We start from the raw sequence: 19882 nt of genomic DNA, 5'->3' as shown, positions 1-19882 counted from the left end.
CCGGATAACCAAAAGCCCACCGGACCGGCGTCCGATGGGCTTTTCGGGGTTTGGCAAGGGCAGGGAACCACGCTCGGGCCTGGTTTTGGGCGGTAGCCACGCGTTTGGAGTTGCGCTGCTTAGCGGCTCTCGATTCGCCCGGCTACAAATTGCCGCAGGCGGGGCACTTGCTAGGCAAGAAGGTGCGGCTCACGCTCACGAAGTTTTCCACCGGGTCGCCGCCGCAGCTCGGCGTCACGCGCACGCCCAGCGTGGCCTGGGGCCGGCAGCGGTTCAGCGCCACGCTCACGGAATACTGGCCGTCAAAACTCGAATCGTACACCCCGTCGACGGTCCACTTGTAGTCGGTGCCCAGGTTCGGTCCCGACACCGACGCCGTGGCCGTGGCGTTGCAGTCGTCGTCCACGGCGTAGGCCGTGGCCAGGTCGGGGGTGCCGGCGCAGGCGCTGGGCCCAATCTGCACCACCTGCCCCTCCGAGGGCACGCCCTGGCTGTTGAGTACGAACAGCCAGTAGTGGCCCGGCGGGCACACGGTGCCGTCGGCCGGGGCCGTGAGGGCCACCGATGTGGCCCCCTGCGCCGTGGTCAGGCCGCTTTTGTTCAGTTCCAGAAAGCGCTGGTTCATGTTGAAGGAGTGCGTGACCGAGGAGAGGCGCACCAGCGTGACGCGGGCCACCGTGCCGCTGCCCGCCCGGGCCACCACCGTGAAGGGCTGCCCGTAGCCCACGTGCGCCGGCGCTCCCGTGATGGTGGGCCGCGCCCGCAAGTTGCCGGCGGCGTCGAACAGGTAGGGCGGGCTGTAGATTTCGGCCGTGCAGTGGTTGTCCTGGTTAGGGACGAAACGTGGCACGTAATTAATAACTTCCTCGCCCCCGGCCGAAAGCACGCGCCCGTCGGGCAGCAGCACGGCGGTGGAGTGGTACATGCGTGCTTCCTTCATGGGTGCCACCGTGGTCCAGGTGCCCGGGCCGGTAGGGCCGTTGGGGCCGGGCGTGGGCGTCCAGATTTCGGCATCGAGCACGGCCTGTGCCCGGTCGCTGCTGCCTGTTACGCGTGAGCCGCCGGTGATGAGCACCGAGCCGTCGGGCAGAATGGTGGAGTTGACGTGGTGCCGGGCGTTGCGCATGGGCGCGGCCGGCGTGATGACGGGCTGGAGGAAGCTCGAATTGGTTATCGTGCCGTTGGCCCCGCTGGTCAGGTCGATGACTTCGGCGGTATTGGTCACCGTCTGGCCATCAGAACCGCCCGCTAGCAGAATGCGGCCGGGCCAGAACATGGCCGCCGTGCCCTGGCCCCGGAGACCATAATTGCGTGTTTGCGCATCGGCTGCCGTCCAAGCGCCTGCCCGGGGCGTCGTACTGCCGCTGCCGGGCAGCGGCGGGCTACTGCCTGCGGGGTCGATATAACCAATGTAGGGGTCTGGGCCCGCATAGAACACCTTGCCATTGGGCGCGGCAAACGTCCAGGGATAGGTTGGGAACGGTCGGAAGTCTGCTGTGTATGGTATGCTCCGCAACACACCCCGCAGCTCGGTCCAGTTGCCATTGTGCCAGAGCTCTGGAAATCGTTCTTCGTTTTTTAGTATTTGGGTAGGTTCGGTTTCGCCGGCCGTGGTCAGCACATCGCCATTATAAAGCGTAGTGTTGGTGGGGTACCAGCGGTTACGGGTCATTTCATGCTCCCTGTTCCAGCTTACTGGGTCCTCTACGGTTCCTGGCCTAATGGCAGTAGGGTTAATTCTGTAATCGTAGGTATTGGCATGGTTCAGCCCTTTGATGTATTCGGGCACATATTCATTCTGTGGAGTATTTCTATCATCCTTCACCTCGGCAATTGTTTCGTCATGCCCACCAGTCATCAACAGCTTTCCATCGGCGAGGAAGCTGTGGCCGGTGCAAAAAGCGTTAGTCCAACGGACATGAAATATTGTTGAAGAGAGGTGGTTAAGATTGGGCTCCCAACGGTAGATATCGGTTCCAGGATGAGAAGCACCTGGAGTAGAAAACTGATTGTCGTTATGCCCTTGCCAGGAAAGCACTATCCCGTTGGGCAGCACGCTGGTATGAATACCGATAAAAACACGTTCAAGCTGAGTCGTGTCCTGGCCCTCAAACCCCCACGAGGCCTTCCGCCACCAGCCGGCTAAACCGCGGTTTGTCGTGATAGTGATGTCAATCTCGCTCGTGCTGGAGAAGTTGTCGCCCAGCTCGATGCAGTTCGCGTCGCGCACGGGCTGGGTGCGGCCAATCGTGTTGGAGAACGTACAGCTTTGCCCCCAGCCGGGCTGGGCCAGGGCCCAGCAGCCGATGATTAGTAAAAGTTTGTACATGGTGAAATGACCCTAGAGTGTTTGTTTAGTTTATGCGGTTTTTCTCCGCTATTCCACCACCAGCCGCCGGGTTTGAGCTCCGGCCCGTACCAAGTACACGCCGGGGGGTAGCCCGGCCGGCAATGCCAGTTGCAACGTGCCCTGCGGCGGCACCGTACCCGCCAGCACCTTACGGCCCACGATGTCGAGCACCTGCACCACCTGGCCCGGTGGCAATCCGGCCACGGTCACGGCCGTATGAGCCGGGTTGGGGTACACGTCGAATGTATCGTCGCGGCCGTTTCGCACGGCCAATGGGCCATTGACGCCCAGCCGGGCCTCAAAAAGAGAATACGTACTGGAAGCGTTACCCCAAGACCCGGGTAACGCGGTTAGAGTGAGTGCGCCCAGCGGCAGCGTACTCCCATAGAACGACCCGGCCACGTACACCCGGCCTTGAGCATCGAGGCGGCGTGGCGCGCCGCCTTCATTGTCCGGCCCGCCGGCCCGCCGGGCCCACAGCCACCGGCCGGCCGTGTCGAGCTGCGCCACCACAATGTCGTCGCCGCCGGCGCTGAACAGCGTAGTGCTGCCGAACTGGCTGCCCGGGCCCGGCCCGCTGGCCCCCGGCGGCGGGCTGAAACCTCCGCCCACGTATAGCTGCCCCTGCGCGTCGAAGAGAGGGCCGCCCAAGCCTTCATCGCCGTCGCCCCGGCTTTGCGCGGCCCACCGCCACCGGCCCGTCGCCACGTTCAGCTTGGCCACGAACGCATTATACGTGCGGCTGGTGTAGGCCGGCGGCTGGCGCGGCCCGGTGTTGGTCAGGGTCGTGCGGTCAAACTTAAGGGTATCGGACGTGAAAACGCCCGTGGAATACGCATTGCCGTACCTGTCCAGCACTACCCCGAATTGCTGGCAATGCCCGTTGGTGAGCACGCCGGCCTGGATGGCCGTGGCCCACTGCCAGGCCCCGGTCGCGTCGACCTTGGCAATGTAGGCGGTTTGGGCGCCGTTCGAGGCCGTGACCAAGAAAGGGCCGTAGTGGATACGCCCGCGAAAATGCCCCGACAGGTAAGTATTGCCGGCCTCGTCGGTCGCTACCGCCGTCGCGCTGCTGCCGAAATCCTCGTTATTGCGCACCCATTGCCAGATGCCTCCTGAACTGAGCTTGGCCACAAAAGCAATGTCCCGCCCGTTTCGGTCGGGGCTGGGCACTTGAATACTACCAAAGAAAGCCACCGAACTGGTGAACGTGCCGGCCACGTAGGCGTTGCCAAACAGGTCGACGCCCACAGCCGTGCCGTAGTCGTCGCCATTGATGCGCGTGCCCCCGCCCGCGCTCACGGCCCAGTCCCAGGCCCCAGCCGCCGTCACCTTGGCCGCGAACACGTCGCTGGTGGTCGTGCCCGCCGCTGCCCGGTTGGTGAGCACCGTGGCCCCGAACGTGGCCGTAGCCGTGGGGAAGGAGCCGGTCACATACACGTTGCCCGCCGCGTCCACGGTCAAAGCCTTGCAGCGCTGGTCACCGGCCCCGCCCCCGGCAAGGGCCCACTGGTACGTGCCCGTGGCGTTGCGCTTGGCCACCACTACCTCCATCTCGCCGGTCCCGGTGGCAAAGGTGAAAGAACCGAAGTGAACCGTACCGCTGAATGTGCCGGCTTGATAGGTGTTACCCTGCGCGTCGGTGTATTCGCTTAAATCGTAGATGATGCCACTGCCCGGCGTGGCCAGCGAAGGCAACGTGGCGGCTTGGTCGATGACTAATTGGGGGTTCTGGGCCCGGGCCGGGCGGGTAAGCGTGGCGGCCAACGCGAGCAAAAAGAGAAGCGTTTTCATATCAGAAAGAATGATAAATCCTGCTTACTTGCCCACTGCTGGCGCAGCATTCTGATTCATCTTTGCCGCCAGGGCGGCTACTTCGGCTTGCAGCCGCGCGTTCTGCTTGTTCAGTTCGATGACGTGTAGCGTCAGCTCTTCCAGACTTTGCAGCAGCCGGGCATTCATCTCGCCCACGTCGATGCCGTTCTTCTCCACCTCGGCCGCCGAGGGGATGGCGGGCAGGTGGCGGTTTTGCTTTAGGTAGGCTTCCAGTTCGGGCAGGGGTTGCAGGGCGTAGGTGGGGGCAAACACAAAGTCGGCCCAGTTGTTAACCTGCGTCACGAAGATGGACTGGGCCACCAGCTTGCCGTCCACAGCCAGGCGGTAGTCGGGGTGATAGGTGGGTTCATAACGGCCGATTTGCACCCGCCCGCCGGTGGGCTGCGCCGTTTGCCCGGTAGCGGCCGGCATGATTTTCATGACCCGATAGCTGGCCACATCATCCGGGTGATACCACTGCGTGCCCACGGCGCCCGTGACTTGCGTGCCTTTGTTGGTGGGAAACGCCGTGAAGTTGAGCGTGCCCTCGTCCTCGGCCCAGATAAGCGCCCCGCCGTTGCGGCTGCCGGCGGCGTTGGCGTCGCAGGCAATGTCCGCGTCCGGCTGGCGGGAGGCGTTGAAGCCCACGCAGGCGCCGCCTTTAGCAACTCCGGGGATAAGTGCGCCCTGATTGTTGCGGCGCTCGCTGCCCACCTCGTCCATCGAAACGGCGTAATTACCCGTGCCCACGTTGAGCATGGAGCGAGGGAATTCCGCCACGTTATAGCCTATTCCTGTGCGGCCATTTCTCATTATCCTCAGTAGGGAGGTCCACCCCAGCGCGTCACGCACCATAAAATAGTGCGCTACGCCAGTTGCTGGTGCGTTCATGCCGGCTATGTAACCAATGGAGGCTTTGCTGGGCGATGAGCTTAGCTCCAGATAGGCGCTGGAGTTGCTGTTCGCGTCGGCATTCATGAAGTGCGTACCGCCGTTGACAGCTGCCCCATTGTAATTAGTGTTTGTTTGAGCTTGCGCTTCATGGCCGCTCATGGTCATGATTGTGGCACTCGTAAGTAAGTAAGTAAGTAAGTGTTTCATGGGGGTGACCGGGTTTGGTGAGTGGAAGCGGAACTGCTTGTCCTGTTAAATGTATGAGAAAGAGAACAGCTTCCCGCATCCCAACTATATAAACACGTAGAAATACCTGGGTGCCGCCGCGCCCGTTTCCGGCGCTTCGCCCGGCACTCCGGCGGCCTCAACATTGCGCCCCGCATCGGGTTATAGGGCTATGGCTATAGCTCCTCCCCTCACCCCCGCCGACCTGGCCGCCGTCACCGCCTTCGCCGGCCTGCCCGCCGAAACCATTGCTTGGCTGCTAACCCACGGCGAAGGCCGCGCCCTCGCCCCCGGCGAAGTCCTCTTCGAGCCCGGCGCCCCGGCCGAGCTGATGACGGCCGTCATCCGGGGCGGCATCCAGTTCTACCAGGTGAAGGGCGCCCAGCGCGAGCCCGTGTTTCGCATCGAGGCCGGGCAGGTGTCGGGCGTGCTACCCTACTCGCGGCTGCGGGTGCTAGCTGGCCAGGGCGTGGCCATCGGCGACACCCTGCTCTACACCCTGCACCGCGACCAGTTTCCGGCCCTGGAGCAGGCCAGCCCCGAGCTCACCCAGCGCCTGGTGGCCGTGATGAATGACCGCAGCCGCGACCAGGTGCGCGTGCAGGAGCGCGACGACAAGCTGCGAGCCCTAGGCAAGCTTTCGGCCGGCCTGGCCCACGAGCTCAACAACCCCGCCGCCGCCATTGCCCGCGCCGGCCAGGCCCTGGCCCGGCGCGCGGCGGCCAAGCCCGCCCTGTTTGTGGAGCTGGTGGGTTACTGCCCCTCCCCCGAGGCCATGCGCGCCCTCACCGGCCTGGCCGTGCCCGCCGAGGCGCCCCCCGCGCCCCTCTCGGCCCTGGAGCGTGCCAACCGCGAGGACGAACTGGCCGACTGGCTCACCGACCAGGGCTCACCCGATGGCTACCACCTGGCGCCGGCCCTGCTCGAAGCCGGCGTGACCGTGGAAGCCTTGGCGCCGGTGGCCGCCCTGCTGCCGCCTGCCGCCCGCCCGGCCGCCTTTGCCTGGCTCGAAGGCCAGCTCACCACCATGCAACTGGTGCACGACGTGCAGGAGGCCGGCGGCCGCATCAGCAAACTGGTAGCCGATGTGAAAACCTACTCGCACATGGACCGCGCCGGCGGCTTTGAGCTGCTCGACGTGACCACCGGCCTCGAAAGCACCCTCAACATGCTGGGCTTCCAGCTGCGCCAGAAAAACGTGCACCTCACCCGCGACTACGCTCCCGACCTGCCTCAAATCCGCGGTCAGGTCAGCAGCCTTAATCAGGTGTGGACCAACCTGCTCGACAATGCCATTGACGCCCTGCCCGCCCAAGGCGGCGAAATCACACTGCGCACCCGCCGCGAGGGCGACTTCGTGCGCGTGTTCCTGATTGACAACGGCACCGGCATCCCGCCCGAGGTGCTACCGCACATCTTCGAGCCCTTCTACACCACCAAGCAGGCCGGCGACGGCTCGGGCCTGGGGCTGGATATTGCGCAGCGCATCATTCACCAGCACGATGGCCGGCTGGAAGTTGATTCCAAGCCCGGCCGTACCGAGTTTTGCGCCTGGCTGCCGGTAGCGGGTAGCCAAGCATAAAAAGAACGTCATGCAGAGCGCAGCGAAGCATCTCGCCAGCAGTAGTAATTAGCTGAAGCACGCGAGATGCTTCGCTGCGCTCTGCATGACGTTCTTGTCATCTCTTATTGAAAACAACACATGGCCATTGCTAAACCGATTATTCTCGCCGTCGACGACGACCCGCAGGTGCTGGCCGCCATTGCCCGCGACCTACGCCAGGAATTCAGCCAGGAGTACCGCATTCTGCGCGTCAACTCGGGCCCCGAAGCCCTCGAAACCATTAAGGAGCTACACGCCAAGGAAGAGCCGCTGGCTCTAATTCTGGCCGACCAGCGCATGCCCCAGCTCGAAGGCGTGGAGCTGCTCACAGCCTCGCGCGAGTTCTTCCCCGACGCCAAGCGCGTGCTGCTTACCGCCTACGCTGACACCGAAGCGGCCGTGCGCGCCATCAATTCGGCTCGGCTCGACCATTACCTGATGAAGCCCTGGGACCCACCCGAGCAGCTGCTCTACCCCACCCTGCACGACCTACTAGCCGCCTGGCAAGTCACCAACAAGCCGCGCTTCGACGGCGTGCGGCTGATTGGGTTTCAGTGGTCGCCGCTGTCGCACGAGCTCAAGGACTTTCTGAGCGGCTACATGGTGGGCTACCAGTGGCTCGACTACGAAACCAACCCCGAAGCCCAGGCCCTGGTGAAAGCCCGCGGCTTCGAGCCCACCGACCTGCCCGTCATCATCTGCGCCGACGGCAAGGCCGTGGCCAACCCCAGCAAGGCCGACTTGGCCAATAGCCTCGGTATTGCCAACCAGCCTCTGCAGGACATGTACGACGTGGTGGTGGTGGGCGCCGGCCCCAGCGGCCTGGCCGCGGCCGTGTACGGCGCCAGCGAGGGCCTGCGCACGCTCATCATCGAGCGCCAGACGCCCGGTGGACAGGCCGGCACCAGCTCACGCATTGAAAACTACCTGGGTTTCCCCACCGGCCTGAGCGGGGCCGAGCTGGCCCACCGCGCCTGGACGCAGGCCGTGCGCCTCGGGGCCGAGTTCCTGGCCCCGCAGGAAGTAAACGACTTGTGCATTCAGGACGGCTACAAAGTGCTCACCCTTAGCGACGGCCGCGAAGTGAAAACCAAGGCCGTGGTGCTCACCACCGGCGTGAGCTACCGCACCCTCGACGTGCCGGGCATGGACCGCCTCAGCGGCGCAGGCGTGTACTACGGCGCGGCCCGCACCGAGGCCCGCAGCTGCGACGAGCAGGACGTGTACATCGTGGGCGGCGGCAACTCGGCCGGCCAAGCGGCCATGTATTTGGCCACCTACGCGCGCAACGTCTACATCGTCATCCGCGGGGCCAACCTGGCCGCCAGCATGTCGGCCTACCTCATCGAGCAAATCCGCAACACCCCTAACATCGTCCTCATGCCCTTCTCGCAAATCAAGGAAGTGTGCGGGCAGGACCACCTCGAAGCCGTGATGGTCGACATTAATGGCACGGTAGAAAAGCGCCCGGCCCGGGCCCTGTTCGTCTTCATCGGGGCCAAGCCCAGCACCGAATGGGTGTGCGACCAGGTCCTATGCGACGGCAAAGGCTACGTCCTCACCGGCCGCGACCTGGTGGCCGACCCGCGCTACGCCCAATCGTGGAAAAAAACCCGCGAGCCTTACCTGCTCGAAACCTGCGTGCCCGGTATCTTCTCGGCCGGCGACAGCCGAGCCGGCGCCATGGCCCGCGTGGCCTCCGCCGTGGGCGAAGGCAGCATGGCCATCAAGTTCGTGCACCAGTATCTGGACGAGTAAGGTGTCGGACAGCCGGGAGGGTGTCTGTCATTGCGAGGCCGCAGGCCGTGGCAATGACAGACACCCATGCGCGACCAGCCCTGAGTTGTGATGAAGCCAATTAAAAAGCCCCGGTACTTCGCAGTGCCGGGGCTTTGTGGTAAAAGTACGTGTCTGGTGTTGACAGGACGGATTGCCGCGCTTCACTGCGTTCTGCTCGCAATGACAGACGACGCCCCTCCCTACTACTCCTCCAGCATCAGCTGCTCAGGCAGGTGCATGAGGTAGTCGCCGTAGCCGCTCTTGCGCAGCGGGGCGGCAATGGCGCGGAGCTGGTCGGCATTGATGAAGCCCTGACGGTAGGCAGCTTCTTCAATGGAGCCCACTTTCAGGCCCTGGCGCTGCTCAATCACCTTCACAAATTCGCCAGCCTGCATCAGGCTCTCGAAGGTGCCGGTGTCGAGCCAAGCCGTGCCGCGGCCCAGGATGCCCACTTTCAGCGTGCCGCGGCGCAGGTACTCCTTGTTCACGTCGGTGATTTCGTACTCGCCGCGCGGGCTCATCTCCAGGTTTTTGGCGATTTCTACCACGTCGTTGTCGTAGAAATACAGGCCAGGCACGGCGTAGTTGCTCTTAGGCTGGGCCGGCTTTTCTTCAATGCTAAGGGCCTTCTTGTTCTCGTCGAACTCCACCACGCCGTAGCGCTCGGGGTCGTGCACGTGGTAAGCAAACACCACGCCGCCCTGGGGGTCATTGTTGGCCTTCAGCAGCTCCGAGAGGCCGGCGCCGTAGAAAATGTTGTCGCCAAGCACCAGCGCCACCTTGTCCTTGCCGATGAAATCGGCACCCAGCACGAAGGCCTGGGCAAGACCGTTGGGTACCTCCTGCACTACGTACTGGAAATCGCAGCCTAGGTTTTTGCCGTCACCCAGCAGCTTCTTGAACTGGGCCTGGTCGTGCGGCGTGGTGATGATGAGCACTTCCCGGATGCCGGCCGACAACAGAATCGACAGCGGGTAGTAAATCATCGGCTTGTCGTAAACAGGCATGAGCTGCTTCGAAACGGCCAGCGTGAGCGGGTGCAAGCGGGTGCCGGAGCCGCCGGCGAGGATAATGCCTTTCATGGGTTGAAGTACTAAAACGTCATGCAGAGCGCCGCGAAGCATCTCGCGTGCAATGGTGATTCAACGGTTTGATTTACTGCGGCACGCGAGATGCTTCGCGGCGCTCTGCATGATGTTCGGACTAATTTCTTTCCTGAATGAAGCTCTGGTTGGCCTTGAACCACTCCAGCGTCTTCCGCAGCCCTTCGCGGATGCGCACCTGCGGGTTGTAGCCCAGCAGGTTACGCGCTTTGGAAATATCAGCCAGTGAGTCGCGAATGTCGCCGGCACGGTCAGGGCCAAACTTCGGCGCCAAATCGGAGCCTGCTTCCTCGCGCAGGATGTCGTACATCTGCACCAGTGAGGTGCGGTCGCCCACGGCGATGTTGTAGACCTGGCCCAAAGCCTCAGGGTTCTCCACCAGCGCAGCGCGGATGTTAGCTTCCACGCAATTCTCCACGAAGGTGAAGTCGCGGGTTTGGCCGCCGTCGCCGTTGAGCGTGGGTGCCTCGTTGCGCAGAATGGCATCGATGAACAGCGGAATCACGGCCGCGTAGGCTCCGCCCGGGTCCTGGCGCGGGCCGAAGATGTTGAAGTAGCGCAGGCCAATGATTTCCATGCCGTAGGTGCGGGCAAACACGTCGGCGTAGAGCTCGTTGGCGTATTTGGTCACGGCATAGGGCGAGAGGGGCTTGCCGATGCGGTCTTCCACCTTGGGCAGGCCGGGGTGGTCGCCGTAGGTCGAACTGCTGGCCGCGTACACAAAACGCTTCACGCCCGCATTTTTTGCGGCCGTCAGCATCTGCACGAAGCCGCCTACGTTAACGTCGTTGGTCAATACGGGGTCTTTGATGGAGCGCGGCACCGAGCCCAGGGCGGCCTCGTGTAGCACCACGTCCACGCCCTCGCAGGCGTTGGCGCATACGGCAGCGTCCCGGATGTCGCCGTCCAGGATTTCAAGCCGGTCATCACCGGCAAACAGCGCCAGGTTTTTGCGGAAGCCGTTGGAGTAGTTGTCCAGCGTCCGCACTTTCTTGACGCCGTATTTCAGCAAATACTCCACGATGTTGGAGCCGATGAAGCCCGCGCCGCCGGTTACGAGGAAAGTCAGGTTGTCGAGCGGCCGCTCATGGAAGGGGGATTCGTACACTTCGTTGAATTAAGAGTAAAAAGTTAGGAGTTAAGAGTTGAGTCCTGGCAGCTTGAGTGGCCTAAGCAACAACTCTTAACTCCTAACTTTTAACTCTTAACTGAAGCGCTGCGCTACCGCCCCGCGTACTGCTTGGCGTTGTACTCTTGGTAAGCGCCGCTCGTTACGCTGTTCAGCCACTCTTCGTTGGCGAGGTACCAGTCTACAGTCTGGGCCAGGCCCTGCTCGAAGGTCACGCTCGGCTTCCAGCCCAGCTCGTTCATGATTTTCGAAGAGTCGATGGCATAGCGCATGTCGTGGCCCGCGCGGTCCGTCACGAACTTGATGAGCTTGCGCGAGGTGCCCACTTCCTGGCCGGTTTTCTGGTCTACCACGTCGCAGAGCAACTCGATGAGCTTGAGGTTCTGCCACTCATTCACGCCGCCGATGTTGTAGGTATCGCCGTTTTTGCCCTTGTGAAACACCGCGTCGATGGCCGTGGCATGGTCCTTCACAAAAAGCCAGTCGCGCACGTTTTCGCCCTTGCCATACACCGGCACCGGCTGGCCGGTGCGCAGGCGGTGGATGGCCAGCGGAATGAGCTTCTCAGGGAAGTGGTTGGGGCCGTAATTGTTCGAGCAGTTGCTCAGCTTGATGGGCAGGCCGTAGGTGTGGTGCCAGGCGCGCACAAAGTGGTCCGACGAAGCCTTAGAAGCCGAGTAGGGCGAGCGGGGGTCGTAGGCAGTTTCTTCCGTGAACATCTCGGGGCCGAAGTCCAGCGAACCGTACACCTCGTCGGTGCTCACGTGGTAGAACACATGGCCCTCGTAGCCCTTGGGCTGCCACAAATGACGCGCCGCGTTCAGCAAATTCACGGTGCCGATGACGTTGGTTTTTACAAACGCCATGGGGTCGGTGATGCTGCGGTCCACGTGGCTTTCGGCCGCGAGGTGAATCACCGCGTCGGGCTCCTCGTGGGCAAACAGCTGGTCGATGAAGTTCTGGTCGGCAATGTCGCCTTTGATGAACTTGTAGTTCGCGGCGTTTTCGATGTCGCGCAGGTTCTCCAGGTTGCCGGCGTAGGTCAGCGCATCCAGGTTGAGAATCTGGTATTCGGGGTACTTTGTAACGAACAGCCGAACAACGTGGGAGCCGATGAAGCCGGCGCCGCCGGTGATGAGGATTTTCATGTGTTTGGATGGTTGGTCATGCTGAGCGCAGTCGAAGCATCTCTCTCGCGCAACGCAATTAGTTACTCTCGCAGTAGAGATGCTTCGACTGCGCTCAGCATGACGTTCTTTTCGTGTTTACTTCGCCAAAGTTTGCTGCCACTTCCAGGCGCTGGCCAATGCATCGGCCAGCGAAGTTTCGGTTTTGAAGCCCAGCACCTGCTCGGCCTTGGTGGCATCGGCATAGATGGCGGGCACGTCGCCGGGGCGGCGCGGGCCGATGCTGTAGTTCAGCTTCTGGCCGCTGGCTTGCTCGAAGGCCTGCACCACTTCCAGCACCGAGTTGCCGTGGCCAGTGCCCACGTTGAAGGTTTCCACGGTATCGGTGGCCTTGCGGTCGAGCAGGCGCTGCACGGCCACCACGTGGGCCTTGGCCAAATCCACCACGTGGATGTAGTCGCGGATGTTGGTGCCGTCGGGCGTGTCGTAGTCGTTGCCGTAGATGGTCAGCTTCTCGCGGATGCCAGCCGCCGTCTGGGTGATGAAGGGCACCAGGTTGTTGGGTACACCCAGCGGAAGCTCGCCAATCTTGGCCGAGGGGTGGGCCCCAATCGGGTTGAAGTAGCGCAGGAGAATGGTGCGAATCTGGTTGTCGGGCGCACCGGCTACATCGTGCACAATGTCTTCGCACATCTGCTTGGTGCGGCCGTAGGGCGAGGAAGCCGGCTTGGTGGGCGTGGCCTCCGTCACGGGCAGTGCATCAGGAATGCCGTACACGGTGCACGAGGACGAGAACACCAGGTTTTCAACACCCTTTTCTTTCATCACCTCCAGCAGCGTCAGCAGCGAGCCCACGTTGTTCTGGAAGTAAGCCAGCGGCTTCTGCACCGACTCTCCCACTGCCTTAAATGCGGCAAAGTGGATAACGCCCTTAATATCTTTTTCGGTTTCGAACACCTGGCGCAGGGCAGCCGCATCGCCGCAGTCGATGCGGTGCACGGGCACCTTCGTACCCAGAATGGCCTCAATGCCCGCCACGGCCGACTCCTGCGAGTTGCTGAAATCGTCGACGATAACGGGCTGGAAGCCAGCCTGCGCCAACTCCACCACCGCGTGGGAGCCGATATACCCGGCACCGCCGGTCACGAGAATCTTCATAGTCAATGGGTGAATGGGTGAATGGGCGAATGGTTGACTGGCTTAAATAAGTGCGTCATTCAGCCATTCGCTCATTCGCTCATTGAATCAGAGGCTCCAGTACTGCAGGTCCTTCATCTTGCCGCGGTACAGGCCTTTGATGTCGACCAGCACGGCGTTGTCGGAGGTGATGGATTTGAAGTAGGCTTCATCCTTTTCGGCGTAGGGCGTGTGGCTCACAGCCACAATCACGGCGTCGTAGTCTTTGCGCACGTCGTCGTTGTGCGTCAGGCGGAAGCCGTACTCGTGGTGCAATTCGTTGGAGTCGGCGTGCGGGTCGATGATGTCGACGTTGACCGAGAAGTTTTTCAGCTCCTGAATCACGTCGGCCACTTTCGAGTTGCGGATGTCTTCCACGTTTTCCTTGAAGGTGGCGCCCATTACCAGCACGCGGCTTTTGGCTACGTCCTTGCCCTTCTTAATCATCATCTGCACCGTTTTGCGGGCGATGTAGGCCCCCATGTTGTCGTTGGTGGTGCGGCCGCTCAAAATCACCTTGGCGTCGTAGCCCAACTCCTTCGCCTTGTAGGTCAGGTAGTAGGGGTCCACACCGATGCAGTGGCCGCCCACCAGACCGGGACTGAACTTGAGGAAGTTCCACTTGGTACCGGCGGCTTCCAGCACCTCGTAGGTGTTGATGCTCATGCGGTCGAAAATCATCGACAGTTCATTCATCAGGGCGATGTTAACGTCGCGCTGGGTGTTTTCGATGATTTTGGCGGCTTCGGCCACCCGGATGCTGCTGGCGCGGTGCACGCCGGCCTGCACCACTAGCTCGTATACTTTGGCAATCACATCGAGGCTTTCCTCGTCGCAACCAGCCACCACTTTCACAATGCTCGTGAGGGTGTGCTCTTTGTCGCCGGGGTTGATGCGCTCGGGCGAGTAGCCCACCTTGAAATCGTGCGGGAATTTGAGGCCCGACAGGCGCTCCATCACCGGAATGCAGTCTTCCTCGGTGCAGCCGGGGTACACGGTGCTCTCGAACACCACGTAGTCGCCCTTTTTCAGCACCTTGCCCACCGACGACGACGCGCCGAGCAGCGGCTTGAGGTCGGGCATGGCGTGCTCGTCGATGGGCGTGGGCACGGCCACGATGTAGAACTGGGCCTGGCGCAGCACCTCCAGCGAGTCGGTGAAGGTAATGTCGCAGCCCTCGAAGGCTTCCTTGTTGAGTTCGCCGCTGGGGTCGATGCCTTGCTTCATCTGGGCCACGCGGCCGGCATTGATGTCGAAGCCAATGACCTTCAGCTTCTTGGCGAATTCGAGGGCAATGGGCAAGCCCACGTAGCCGAGGCCGATAACGGCCAGGGTGGCCTCTTTGCGCAATAGTTCGTCGTACACGTAGTTAGATTTTCGAGGTTCGTTTTTCGGTTTTGGCGAGCGGGCGCACCGATTGTTCGTCGGCGCTAAGCTCGTATTGTTCGCCGCTTTCGGGGCAGGTGGCCCGGCGGTCGGCGTCGAACTGGAGGCGGTGCCCGAAGGCGCTCATCCAGCCCTGCGGCCGGGCGGGCGCGCCGTATACGAGGGCATAGGCCGGTACGTCGTGCGTGACCACACTGCCCGCGCCCACAAAGGCGTAGCGCCCCAGCCGGGTGCCGCACACAATGGTGGCATTGGCCCCAATGGTGACGCCCTGCTCCAGGTAGGTGGTCTGGTACTGGCCAGCGCCCTTGCGGGGCACGGCACTGCGCGGATTTTTCACGTTGGTGAACACCACAGAGGGGCCCAGAAACACGTCGTCTTCGCAGATGACACCGCCGTAGAGACTCACGTTATTTTGCACCTTCACGTTGCGGCCCAGCACTACGCCGTCGGCTACGAAAACGTTCTGGCCCAGGTTGCAATCTTCGCCAATGTCGGCCCCCGCGCTGATGTGGCAGAAATGCCACACGCGGCTACCCCGGCCTATCTGGCAGCCCTCGTCGAGGACGGCGGTGGGATGGGCGTAGTAATCGGGCGTAGCGTGCGGCATGCGGGCAGGCAAGGAGTTTGGCCCGGCAAAGGTAAGCCCGGGGCGGGGTTGGGTTCGTACTTTTGGGTAATTCCCTCAATCCGACTGCCTCACGGCACTGCCCGCGTTCCAAACTGACCCGACCAACTACGTCTCAGCCGAAGATTACCTGCGCATGGAACGCGAGGCCGAATGCAAGCACGAATACTTTGAAGGCGTCATTCGGGCTATGGCCGGGGCCAGCTATGCCCATAACCGCATTTGTACCAACCTCACGGTCGAAATCGGCAGCCAGTTGCGCGGTAAAAACTGCTCGGCCGTAGGCAGCGACCAGCGGCTCCAGATTCTGAGCGGCAGCGCCTACGTTTACCCCGATTTGACCGTGGTATGCGGCCAGCCGGAGTTCAACAAAGAGAGAAAAAGTTTGATACGCTGCTCAACCCCACGCTGCTGGTGAAAGTGCTTTCGCCCTCTACAGCTAATAACGACCTGGGAGAAGTTCATGTACTACCGCCAGATTCCCATCCTGCGGCAATACCTCATTATGGACGCGCAGACCGTGCACGCCGAGCTGTATTCGCAGGATGAGCTGGGCCGCTGGGTGCTGACCGAAACCCGCGACCCAGCGCTGTGCTGGACCTCAGCAGCATAGCCTGCCAAGTGCCGCTGGCGGAGGTGTATGCGGGCGTTGGAGTGTCTTAGCGTGCGTTCTTTAAGGCGTATTGAAAGCCAACATAAGAAACAGGTACACGAGCTCACAGAAACCAGCCAAAGCCCACGATATGGCTACTGCTAAAAGCTCCGGAACCCGTGGGGTTCTGCCGAGTAGATAAAACCCAATGGCAGTGATGATATTTCCAGCCAGCAGAATGCCTGCGGCATAGAAAGCCGAATAGTTGGGATAAGCCGGCACGTAATGCCTTTGCATCCAATTCTGGCCAGCATCTGGTGAAATATTCGGCGGGACGGTTTGCTCCTGTACCCAACCGGCAAACGCGGTCAGGCAAAAGTGAAGAAACAGCACGAGAACACCCGCAGCCGCGAAACGCAATGCTTTCTCACCAAAGCTGACCCGGGCGCTCAGGGGGTTCACAGCTTCACGCACACGTTCTGCGCTTCGGTGAAGAAACGCAAAGCCTCTAGCCCGCCTTCGCGGCCCACGCCGGAGTTTTTCATGCCGCCGAAGGGCGTGCGCAGGTCACGGTGCAGCCAGGTATTCACCCACACGATGCCGGAGTGCAGTTGGTGGGCCACGCGGTGCGCGCGCTGCAGGTCGCGCGTCCAGAGGGTGGCCGAGAGGCCGTAGTCGGTGCTGTTGGCCATCAGCAGGGCTTCCTCGTCGGTGTCGAAGGGCGTGAGGGTGACGACGGGGCCGAAAATCTCCTCCTGGTTCACCCGGCAGTCGTAAGGCAGGTTTTCAAACACGGTGGGCTCCAGGAAGTAGCCGTTTTCGCAGCGGCCGGGCACCGTGGCGCGGTGGCCACCGGCCAGCAGCGTGCCGCCTTCCTCGTGTGCCAGCTGGATATAGGCCAGCACCTTGTTTAGATGCGCTTCGCTGACCAGGGCGCCCTGCTTGGTGTCAGCTTCGAGGGGGTCGCCGATGCGCTGGTCCTTGAGCTGCTTCAGAAACTCGGTTTTGAAAGCCTCGTAGATGGGCCGCTCCACGAAAATGCGGGAGCCGCAGAGGCAAATCTGGCCCTGGTTGGCGAAGCTGCTGCGGATGCTGGTGGCTACGGCCGCGGCCAGGTCGCAGTCGGCGAAAACGATGTTGGGGTTCTTACCGCCTAGTTCCAGACTGAGCTTTTTGAACATGGGCGCAGCCGTGGCCGCCAGGTGCCGCCCGGTGGCCGTGCCGCCCGTGAAGCTGATGGCCTTGATACCCGGATGCTCCACAATGGCTTGCCCGCAATTTGGCCCGTTGCCGTGCACGATGTTGAGCACGCCCGCGGGCAGGCCCGCTTCGATGCACAGCTCGCTTAGTAAGAAAGCCGTAGCGGGGGTGATTTCCGACGGCTTGGCAACCACGCAGCAGCCCACGGCCAGGGCCGGCGCTATTTTCCAGGAGAAGAGATAGAGCGGTAGATTCCAGGGCGAGATGCAGCCCACCACGCCCACGGGGTGGCGCACGGTATAGTTCACGGCCACGCCCTCCTGCACGTGGGCTTCGGTGGCGAAGTGGCCCGCGGCGGTGCCGAAGAAGTGAAAGTTGCTGGCGGCCCGCGGAATGTCCATCACCCGGGCTAGGCTGAGCGGCTTGCCGTTGTCCTGGCTTTCGGCGCGGGCCAGACGCTCCAGGTTGGCGTCAATGAAGTCGGCGATGCGCACCAGCAGGCGGCCCCGGTCTTCGGCGGGCAGGGCGCGCCAGGCGGGCAGGGCGGCTTCGGCGGCGTCCACGGCGGCGGCCACGTCTTCGGGGCCGGAGTCGGGAATCTGGCCGTAGACCTGGCCGGTGGCGGGCTCCACGTTGTCGAGGTAGCGGCCGGCCTGCGGGGCTACCAGCTGGCCGTTGATGTAATTCTGGATGCGCAGCATAAGCGAGGGGAGTGGGTGAGCAAAGCTAACAACCCGCGTACACTGACGCCGCCGACGCTACTTTACCAGCGGCAAATCCGGCGGCATGTTTGTGTCCGAAATCAAATACAGTGGGCGCTGGCGCACATTGGCCGACAGCCGGGCGATGTACTCGCCGATGATTCCCACCGAAATCAGCTGCACGCCGCCCAAAAACAGAATGCTCAGCATGAGCGAGGCCCAGCCCGGCTGGTAGTCGCGGGTGATGAAGCGGGCATACAGCGTGTAGAGCGCCACCAGAAAAGCAATGCCCGACACTAAAAACCCACTAATGGTGGCCACCTTCAGCGGCACGTCGGAGAAGGCGGTGATGCCGTCGAGGGCCAGGCGCATCATCTTGCGGTAGGTGTAGCCGGTGGCGCCGCCGGCCCGCTCGGCGCGGTCGTACTCGATGAATGTTTGGCGGTAGCCCATCCAGGAAATCTGGCCGCGGATGAACTTGTTCTGCTCCGGCATCTGGCGCAGCCCCTCCACCACCTTGCGCGAAACGATGCGAAAGTCGCCGGTATCGACCGGGATGGAAACGTGCGTGATGCGTGCCAGCAGCCGGTAAAACAGGCGAGCCGTGAGGCGCTTGGCGGCGCTGTCGCCCTGGCGCGAGCGCCGCTTGGCATACACTACGTCATGTCCTTCGCGCAGCTTGTCGCGCAGGAGCGGAATGAGCTCGGGCGGGTCCTGCAGGTCGGCGTCGATGATGACAACGGCCGCGCCCGTGGCCCGGTCCAGGCCAGCGGTCACGGCAATCTGGTGGCCGAAGTTGCGGCTCAGGTCGATGTAGCGCACCCGCATGTCGCGGGCGGCCAGGGCCAGCAGCAGGGGCAGCGTGTGGTCGCGCGAGCCGTCGTTGACGAACACCAGCTCGAAGCCGCCGGGCAGGGCCAGGGGTTCCAGCACGCGCAGCAGGCGCTGGTACAACTCGCCCAGGTTGGCTTCCTCATTGTAGAGGGGAATGACGACGGATAGCTCCACGCGAATAAATGCAGTATGCCGGCCGCGAACGGCCATAATAAGGGCAGGCGCCCGATGCGCTGCTCCTGGGCCGCGCCGGGCCGGGCTCCAAAAATACCCAGCCCCGGGCCATAACGGTGCGCACTGCCTTTTCAGCATTCTAAAACGCAGCTTCTCACCGGCCGGTAAGTACGCTGATAATGCCTCGTTGGGCAGGCTTGGGGAGCTGTGCAGCCCTACGCGTTTTGCAAAAAAGGAACAAGGAAAAAGCACGGGCAGTCGCTAGCTTTGTAGCGCTGCTTTGTCTTGGGCGGTGCGCTTTTGGTTTCGCTTTTTTCATCTCGCTTGCCCGTTCTCTCCGTCATCATTCCGGCCTACAACGAAGCCGCACGGGTGGGCCGCACCATCGAACAGGTGCTGGTTTACCTGCACGCGCAGCCGTTCAGCAGCGAGTTGATAGTGGTGAGCGACGGCTCGACGGACGACACCGGCCGCATTGTGGAGGGCTACTTCGCCGCCCACCCCGGCCCCATTGCCACCCGCCTCATCAGCTACCCCGCCAACCGGGGCAAGGGCTACGCCGTGCGCCAGGGCCTGCTGGCCGCCGCCGGCACCGTGGCCCTGTTTTCCGACGCCGACCTCTCGACGCCCATTGAGGAGTTGCACAAGGTGGTCGACCCCATTCTGGACGGGCACTACGACGTGGTGTTTGGCTCGCGGGCTCTCGACCGCAGCCTCATTGGCGTGCACCAGCCCTGGCTGCGCGAATACAGCGGCCGGGTCTTCAACCAAATTATGCAGTGGGCCACCGGCCTGCCCTACGCCGACACGCAGTGCGGCTTCAAGGCATTCCGCCTGGCCGTCTGCCGGCCCGTGATTGAAGGCGCGGTGCTCGACCGGTTCGGTTTCGACGTGGAGCTGATTTACCTCGCCCACCAGGCCGGCCTGCGCCTGCTGGAGCGGCCCGTGCGCTGGAACGACGCCGCCGGTAGCAAAGTGGGCCTGTTCAGCGGCCTCGACGGGTTTCGGGAGCTGCATCAGCTCCGGCGCCGCGCCGCCCGCGGGGCCTACGACGAGGCGCTGCGCCGCACGCGCCAGGCGCTGGCCCAGCCCGGAGCAGCCCCAAAGAGCGGGCAGCCTTCTAACTAACGGCGCGGAACCAGCGCCAGCGGCGTTTGTGCACGCAA

General features: G+C 62.6%; 17 protein-coding genes. 5 read left to right on the top strand and 12 right to left on the bottom strand.

Going from position 1 to position 19882, the window contains the following annotated elements; all coding sequences use genetic code 11:
* Nucleotides 1-142: 142 nt before the first annotated feature.
* The 3 genes from I2I01_RS15755 to I2I01_RS15745 are packed head-to-tail and all read right to left on the bottom strand — an operon-like array spanning nt 143 to nt 5266.
* On the bottom strand, nt 143-2329 hold the full coding sequence (locus I2I01_RS15755) for a galactose oxidase early set domain-containing protein (RefSeq protein ID WP_196287420.1): 2187 nt from the start codon (nt 2327-2329) through the stop codon (nt 143-145).
* 48 nt (nt 2330-2377) lie between these two features.
* On the bottom strand, nt 2378-4144 hold the full coding sequence (locus I2I01_RS15750) for a T9SS type A sorting domain-containing protein (protein WP_196287419.1): 1767 nt from the start codon (nt 4142-4144) through the stop codon (nt 2378-2380).
* A gap of 24 nt (nt 4145-4168) precedes the next feature.
* On the bottom strand, nt 4169-5266 hold the full coding sequence (locus I2I01_RS15745) for a hypothetical protein (protein ID WP_196287418.1): 1098 nt from the start codon (nt 5264-5266) through the stop codon (nt 4169-4171).
* A 190-nt stretch (nt 5267-5456) separates the two neighbouring features.
* Here I2I01_RS15745 and I2I01_RS15740 point away from each other — a divergent pair, with 190 nt between their 5' ends.
* Complete coding sequence (locus I2I01_RS15740) at nt 5457-6866, top strand: sensor histidine kinase (RefSeq protein ID WP_196287417.1); 1410 nt, start codon at nt 5457-5459, stop codon at nt 6864-6866.
* Nucleotides 6867-6986: 120 nt separating this feature from the next.
* The gene (locus I2I01_RS15735) at nt 6987-8645 is read left to right on the top strand and encodes an FAD-dependent oxidoreductase (RefSeq protein WP_196287416.1); all 1659 of its coding nucleotides are present in this window, start codon (nt 6987-6989) and stop codon (nt 8643-8645) included.
* A gap of 224 nt (nt 8646-8869) precedes the next feature.
* On the opposite strand, the gene rfbA is transcribed toward I2I01_RS15735, so the two are convergent.
* The 6 genes from rfbA to I2I01_RS15705 form a co-directional block, all read right to left on the bottom strand.
* Complete coding sequence (rfbA, locus tag I2I01_RS15730; RefSeq protein ID WP_196287415.1) at nt 8870-9748, bottom strand: glucose-1-phosphate thymidylyltransferase RfbA; 879 nt, start codon at nt 9746-9748, stop codon at nt 8870-8872.
* Between the two features lie 121 nt (nt 9749-9869).
* Nucleotides 9870-10877 carry an SDR family oxidoreductase gene (locus I2I01_RS15725; RefSeq protein ID WP_196287414.1) on the bottom strand — a complete coding sequence of 336 codons (1008 nt, stop codon included), beginning with the start codon at nt 10875-10877 and terminating at the stop codon, nt 9870-9872.
* A gap of 113 nt (nt 10878-10990) precedes the next feature.
* Nucleotides 10991-12046, bottom strand: coding sequence for a dTDP-glucose 4,6-dehydratase (gene rfbB, locus I2I01_RS15720; RefSeq protein WP_196287413.1), 1056 nt, complete (start codon nt 12044-12046; stop codon nt 10991-10993).
* Between the two features lie 117 nt (nt 12047-12163).
* Nucleotides 12164-13183, bottom strand: coding sequence for a UDP-glucose 4-epimerase GalE (gene galE / locus I2I01_RS15715; RefSeq protein ID WP_196287412.1), 1020 nt, complete (start codon nt 13181-13183; stop codon nt 12164-12166).
* A gap of 87 nt (nt 13184-13270) precedes the next feature.
* Nucleotides 13271-14566 carry a nucleotide sugar dehydrogenase gene (locus I2I01_RS15710; RefSeq protein WP_196287411.1) on the bottom strand — a complete coding sequence of 432 codons (1296 nt, stop codon included), beginning with the start codon at nt 14564-14566 and terminating at the stop codon, nt 13271-13273.
* 4 nt (nt 14567-14570) lie between these two features.
* Nucleotides 14571-15197, bottom strand: coding sequence for an acyltransferase (locus I2I01_RS15705; RefSeq protein ID WP_196287410.1), 627 nt, complete (start codon nt 15195-15197; stop codon nt 14571-14573).
* 97 nt (nt 15198-15294) lie between these two features.
* On the opposite strand from I2I01_RS15705, the gene I2I01_RS15700 reads away from it, so the two are divergent.
* Nucleotides 15295-15633, top strand: coding sequence for a Uma2 family endonuclease (locus tag I2I01_RS15700; RefSeq protein ID WP_317196898.1), 339 nt, complete (start codon nt 15295-15297; stop codon nt 15631-15633).
* Nucleotides 15634-15678: 45 nt separating this feature from the next.
* On the top strand, nt 15679-15828 hold the full coding sequence (locus I2I01_RS15695; RefSeq protein WP_196287408.1) for a hypothetical protein: 150 nt from the start codon (nt 15679-15681) through the stop codon (nt 15826-15828).
* Between the two features lie 60 nt (nt 15829-15888).
* Here the strand turns inward: I2I01_RS15695 and I2I01_RS15690 are convergent, their stop codons facing one another.
* From I2I01_RS15690 to I2I01_RS15680, 3 genes are read right to left on the bottom strand one after another with little or no spacing between them, the layout of a single operon-like run.
* Entirely contained in the window at nt 15889-16281 is a 393-nt protein-coding gene (locus I2I01_RS15690) for a hypothetical protein (protein WP_196287407.1), read from the bottom strand.
* Nucleotides 16266-17708, bottom strand: a complete 1443-nt coding sequence (locus tag I2I01_RS15685; protein ID WP_196287406.1) for an aldehyde dehydrogenase — start codon at nt 17706-17708, stop codon at nt 16266-16268. Before I2I01_RS15685 ends, I2I01_RS15690 begins: the two co-directional genes overlap by 16 nt.
* A gap of 57 nt (nt 17709-17765) precedes the next feature.
* On the bottom strand, nt 17766-18716 hold the full coding sequence (locus I2I01_RS15680; protein WP_317196896.1) for a glycosyltransferase family 2 protein: 951 nt from the start codon (nt 18714-18716) through the stop codon (nt 17766-17768).
* Between the two features lie 324 nt (nt 18717-19040).
* On the opposite strand from I2I01_RS15680, the gene I2I01_RS15675 reads away from it, so the two are divergent.
* Nucleotides 19041-19844, top strand: coding sequence for a dolichyl-phosphate beta-glucosyltransferase (locus I2I01_RS15675; protein WP_196287405.1), 804 nt, complete (start codon nt 19041-19043; stop codon nt 19842-19844).
* The last annotated feature ends 38 nt before the right edge of the window (nt 19845-19882 follow it).

The organism is Hymenobacter properus, from assembly GCF_015694735.1.
In the GTDB taxonomy this organism is placed as follows: Bacteria; Bacteroidota; Bacteroidia; order Cytophagales; family Hymenobacteraceae; genus Hymenobacter; species Hymenobacter properus.
Note: the sequence above shows the minus strand (reverse complement) of the source record. Positions and strands in the feature narration are given on the sequence as shown.

Coding starts and splice junctions, on each gene's coding strand:
- I2I01_RS15755 (WP_196287420.1), bottom strand. CDS start 2,329: ATGTACAAACTTTTACTAATCATCGGCTGCTGGGCCCTGGCCCAGCCC.
- I2I01_RS15750 (WP_196287419.1), bottom strand. CDS start 4,144: ATGAAAACGCTTCTCTTTTTGCTCGCGTTGGCCGCCACGCTTACCCGC.
- I2I01_RS15745 (WP_196287418.1), bottom strand. CDS start 5,266: ATGAAACACTTACTTACTTACTTACTTACGAGTGCCACAATCATGACC.
- I2I01_RS15740 (WP_196287417.1), top strand. CDS start 5,457: ATGGCTATAGCTCCTCCCCTCACCCCCGCCGACCTGGCCGCCGTCACC.
- I2I01_RS15735 (WP_196287416.1), top strand. CDS start 6,987: ATGGCCATTGCTAAACCGATTATTCTCGCCGTCGACGACGACCCGCAG.
- rfbA (WP_196287415.1), bottom strand. CDS start 9,748: ATGAAAGGCATTATCCTCGCCGGCGGCTCCGGCACCCGCTTGCACCCG.
- rfbB (WP_196287413.1), bottom strand. CDS start 12,046: ATGAAAATCCTCATCACCGGCGGCGCCGGCTTCATCGGCTCCCACGTT.
- galE (WP_196287412.1), bottom strand. CDS start 13,183: ATGAAGATTCTCGTGACCGGCGGTGCCGGGTATATCGGCTCCCACGCG.
- I2I01_RS15705 (WP_196287410.1), bottom strand. CDS start 15,197: ATGCCGCACGCTACGCCCGATTACTACGCCCATCCCACCGCCGTCCTC.
- I2I01_RS15695 (WP_196287408.1), top strand. CDS start 15,679: ATGTACTACCGCCAGATTCCCATCCTGCGGCAATACCTCATTATGGAC.
- I2I01_RS15685 (WP_196287406.1), bottom strand. CDS start 17,708: ATGCTGCGCATCCAGAATTACATCAACGGCCAGCTGGTAGCCCCGCAG.